Origin of the sequence: Citrobacter sp. Cpo221 (genome assembly GCF_030332345.1) — a bacterium.
Lineage (GTDB): Bacteria > Pseudomonadota > Gammaproteobacteria > Enterobacterales > Enterobacteriaceae > Citrobacter > Citrobacter portucalensis.
Map to the genome: position 1 here is coordinate 1 of NZ_JAOWIA010000030.1, position 4,209 is coordinate 4,209.

Consider the following 4,209-nt stretch of genomic DNA (forward strand, 5'->3'; position numbering starts at 1 on the left):
TCGCCGTGTCGCGGTGCATATTTCGCATCAGTTTTGCAATGGGATTAAGGAGGACTAACCCATGACAACTAACAACCACCCAGCGCACGGTCCTGTATCACTCAATCGCCTGCACCAGATAAGCGAAATACTCAGCAAAGCAGCAGCACAAAGCGACGGCGGGAATCTCGGCTACGCAATGGCTGATGCTGTGAAGGTTATTGATGGGGCTATTGCGGCATTTGGTGCTGAGCCTGCACCAGTAGATATTGAAATGCTGGCCACTGTACTGAGAAACGCTCCGTTAGCGCCGTCAGATAGCCAGGGCAAGCCGAGAGCGCCGGTAGTGCCGGATGAAGATCCGCGAGATGCATTCGAGCGAACATTCAAAATGCCGAAGCATGTCACCCGCTGCGGTACCGGATATGCAGTAACGGCATATTCCGCATGGTTAGCCCATGATTTCGTTAGGATGTGGGAGGGCTGGAACGCTTGCCGCGCCGCCATGCTTAAGTCGTTCGGTAATTCCGAACAACTGGACGAAGTTGGTTCATGGGATAACCATATGAACACTCCCACCGATAAACCAGCAATCAATACTGACGAGTTGCTTAAACACATCGAAGGCATGGAAGTATCAGTAGACGTCAGCACCTGTGATGCAGATGCTGGCCATCGTTATTTCGGCACTGTAACTGAAATATCTGAACTGGATACAGCAAGGAATGGCTACATCCTGTTGGTTCAGGATGCGAAGCCAAACTTCAAACCGGCTGGCAACTCTCCGGCAACTCCGGATGGTTGGCAGTTGGTTCCAAAAGAGCCAACGGAGGCTATGAATAAAGCAGGATGGGCAGCAATGAACGAACATGATGCAATTAACCCGACATACAGGGCTATGCTCGCGGCAGCACCGCAGCAGGACGTGAGGTTAGCATTGGAAATCGGCATGTCCCGTTACGCAGGTACTATGCAAAAGCTCGTAGACTCTGGTGATTGATATAACCTGCCATACAAGCGATATGTGAATTCCCATATCGACAATATAACCCGCTACGGCGGGTTTTCTTTTTCGCTTCATCGATCCCTGCTACGATTCACTTACTTTTACTGATGGGAATAGGGATATGAAGAAAGTTCTTGTTGTTTTATTGGTGTCACTTTTTTCACTGACAGCAACGGCAGCAAACAAGCCATGCTCAGGTAAGAAAGGCGGAATATCGCATTGTTCGGGTGAAAAATTTGTTTGTAATGATGGCTCTATCAGCAAGTCCAAGAAGGTTTGCCAGAAATAGTTATCAATAAATAGCACTCACCATCAAGATTAAACCCGCTACGGCGGGTTTTTTCTTGCATTGATTTTCCATTATCAGCTGTACATAATGTCAGTGTCAGCCTGAACAACTGACAACTTGATGCGCCACGGAGAGAACCATGGCGCAACCATTGTATTTTGAAAAGACCTTCCAGAACGCCCTGATTCCGTTTGATCCCGGAACCAGCGAATTTCTACAACTGTTACCAACCGGGCAATTGCTCACTGGCGAGTTCCGCAAGCCGCGTAACTACGCATTCCACAAAAAATTCTTCAAGTTGCTGTCGCTTGGCTATCACTACTGGACGCCAACGGGTGGGCTGATTGAGGAATCCGAACGGTCGCTAATATCCGGGTATATTGATTTCCTGTCATCAAATCCCACGCAGCGAGATGCGCTCCATAACGCCGCTGATATGTATCTAAATACTGTCGTCCTGACACGCTCCCGCGATCTTGTTCTGCTCAAGCACTTCGAATCCTTCCGTGAGTGGGCAACCATTCAGGCTGGCTTCTACGACGAATACACCATGCCTGATGGATCCCGTCGAAGAATCGCTAAATCAATTTCCTTTGCCAGCATGGATGATGCCGAATTTAACGGTGTCTATCAGTCGGTGCTCAACGTTCTCTGGAATTACATACTGCGTCGTAAATTCCGCTCTGCGAATGACGCCGAAAACGCTGCATCACAGCTCATGAGCTTTGCGGGGTGATGGCGATGAAATATTCCTGGTTTCACCATCACGAATGCACAACCGAACAGGCCGACGAGCTGGTGGCCAGTTACCGCCGTCGTGGCGCCACGGTAGAGCGCAGCCTGAATCGCGACAACATTACATGGACTATCAGCGTGCAGCTGCCGGAAAGCGAGAAAGCGCCGCGCCCGAGTAAGGTCTGGCAAAACAGGGTGTGGGGTTGAGCATGGCTAAGCTACCGCGCCGTAAGTGCGCCAACAAAGAATGCCGCGAGTGGTTCCACCCGGTCCGCGACGGCCAGGTGGTCTGCTGCTACGAGTGCGCCACCCTGGTCGGAAAAGAGCAGACCAGAAAAGCCCGTGAAGACGCTAAGCGCAAAGAGTCCGCCAAACAGCGCGCTACTGAGAAGAAAGAGCGAGCCGCCTGGCGCCAGCGTAAAGCTGCAGTTAAGCCGCTGAAGCACTGGGAGGATTTAACCCAGCGCGTCGTCAATGACTATATTCGCGAGCGTGACCATGATTTGCCATGCATCAGTTGTGGGACGTTCGACACCGTCCAGTGGGAAGCCGGGCATTACCGCTCACGTGGGAAAGCGTCACATCTCCGCTATCACGAAGACAATATCAGTAAACAGTGCCACCACTGTAACGTTCAGCTGTCGGGCAATCAGCAGCAGTACCGCCTTGGTCTTATAGAGAAAATTGGGGCTGAACGCGTTGAGGCGCTCGAAAACAATAACACCCCGCACCGATACACCATCGAAGAACTCGAAGCCATCAGAAAGCATTACAGCGCGCTGAGGCGACAACTCGTCAAAGCAAGGGAGGCCGCATGACATTCGAATCCTACTTTGCCGATCACCTCCGCGTTCGTTGGCAACGATTGCGCTTATACCACTTTCCGGGCTCTGTGCTGACGGATTACCGAATACTGAAGAACTACATCAAAACCATAGGCGGTGCAGTATGAATACTCAATTTCTCGAATACGTGCGCCAGCAGTTGATGGTGGCCACCGCCGATTTAAGTGGTGCGACGAAAGGGCAGTTGATGGCGTGGCTTGAAAACGCGCAGTTCGATACGGGAACGTTTAAACGTAAAAAGCCTCGAGTGCTGGATGAAGTGACCGGGGAAATGATTACGCTGGATAACCCGCCAATACCGGGCAAGCAGTCGCATGCCAAGGGTTCGCATATTCCCCTGGTGCAGCCGGTTGAATACTCCACCGCATCGTGGCGCCGCGCACTGATGTCACTCGAAGAACACCAGAAAGCGTGGCTGCTATGGAACTATAGCGAGAACGTGCGCTGGTGCTATCAGGTGGAAATCACTCAATGGGGGTGGCAACAGTTCAGCCAGCAACTGGCCGGAAAGAGGGTGGCAAAGAAGACTATCGACCGGTTGCGTCAGCTAATCTGGCTTGCTGCGCAGGATGTGAAAGGCGAATTATCCGGGAAGGATCCGTATCAGTATGGAGATCTGGCTGCGCTGGTGGGCGTTAATAAAACAAACTGGTCTCAGAATTACGTGGAACATTACGATGCGATGATCAGCCTGTATAAGGGACTCGATTCCCAGGCGCTACTTCATGTTTCGCGATCACGTTCACAACAAAAGGCAGCAAATTATCAGCAAGGTATTGCAGAAATGAACTAATTAGCATATATTTCGTGTAAATCTGATATTGTGCCATTGTTGTATGCACTGGCAGTCAGTGAGTTTTCAAGCCCTGCGGATAACACCGTGGGGCTTTTTGCTTTATAGCGATTTAAGAATTTCTAAATCCACTCTGAGACTAGTTCCGTATAATTCCCCCATACATACAGGAGGGGATATGGATAACGGGTTTTACTGGATCCAGTTTAATGGGGCCACTCAGGTGGCATATTTTACCAATGAGATTTTTGAAGACCTGGAGACAGGTAAAACGATCACTGGAGTCTGGCATCTAACCAGAGGTGACGACATCTGCCATAACGGTGAAGCTGAGGTACTAGAAGGGCCGTTGCAGCCACCGCAATAAAAAACACTAAACATCCAATCCCTGGCTTCCCGCCGGGGATTTTTCATTTCAGGCTCACGGGAATCATCCGCTACGTGCTTTGTTGATAAATCCAGCCCGTGCAGCCTGACCCTTACATCACACACAGCGCCATCCGAAAAATCGGAGGTGAGGCTATGACCAGAATGAGCACCATTTACAGCAGACTTTCATATG

Annotated in this window: 8 protein-coding genes; all 8 read left to right on the forward strand. The window is 50.5% G+C overall.

Annotated features, from left to right (window positions below; all coding sequences use genetic code 11):
- Positions 1-61: 61 nt before the first annotated feature.
- The 8 genes from OGY72_RS04245 to OGY72_RS04280 all read left to right on the forward strand — a co-directional run bounded on the left by OGY72_RS04245 (position 62) and on the right by OGY72_RS04280 (position 4,014).
- Entirely contained in the window at positions 62-979 is a 918-nt protein-coding gene (locus OGY72_RS04245; RefSeq protein ID WP_286547011.1) for a hypothetical protein, read from the forward strand.
- Positions 980-1,106: 127 nt separating this feature from the next.
- Positions 1,107-1,274, forward strand: a complete 168-nt coding sequence (locus OGY72_RS04250) for a YdcA family protein (RefSeq protein WP_071524449.1) — start codon at positions 1,107-1,109, stop codon at positions 1,272-1,274.
- 139 nt (positions 1,275-1,413) lie between these two features.
- On the forward strand, positions 1,414-2,010 hold the full coding sequence (locus tag OGY72_RS04255; RefSeq protein ID WP_286547014.1) for a DUF1367 family protein: 597 nt from the start codon (positions 1,414-1,416) through the stop codon (positions 2,008-2,010).
- A complete protein-coding gene (locus tag OGY72_RS04260) occupies positions 2,010-2,216 on the forward strand; it encodes a hypothetical protein (RefSeq protein ID WP_234662406.1) in 207 nt (68 codons plus the stop codon). Before OGY72_RS04255 ends, OGY72_RS04260 begins: the two co-directional genes overlap by 1 nt.
- Positions 2,217-2,218: 2 nt before the next feature.
- Positions 2,219-2,827: a recombination protein NinG gene (locus OGY72_RS04265; protein WP_286547016.1), complete on the forward strand. Its 609-nt coding sequence runs from the start codon at positions 2,219-2,221 to the stop codon at positions 2,825-2,827.
- Complete coding sequence (locus tag OGY72_RS04270; protein ID WP_016156248.1) at positions 2,824-2,961, forward strand: YlcG family protein; 138 nt, start codon at positions 2,824-2,826, stop codon at positions 2,959-2,961. Before OGY72_RS04265 ends, OGY72_RS04270 begins: the two co-directional genes overlap by 4 nt.
- Positions 2,958-3,647: a bacteriophage antitermination protein Q gene (locus OGY72_RS04275; protein WP_174588376.1), complete on the forward strand. Its 690-nt coding sequence runs from the start codon at positions 2,958-2,960 to the stop codon at positions 3,645-3,647. Before OGY72_RS04270 ends, OGY72_RS04275 begins: the two co-directional genes overlap by 4 nt.
- A gap of 178 nt (positions 3,648-3,825) precedes the next feature.
- Positions 3,826-4,014 carry a hypothetical protein gene (locus OGY72_RS04280; RefSeq protein WP_174588377.1) on the forward strand — a complete coding sequence of 63 codons (189 nt, stop codon included), beginning with the start codon at positions 3,826-3,828 and terminating at the stop codon, positions 4,012-4,014.
- Positions 4,015-4,209 lie beyond the last annotated feature (195 nt).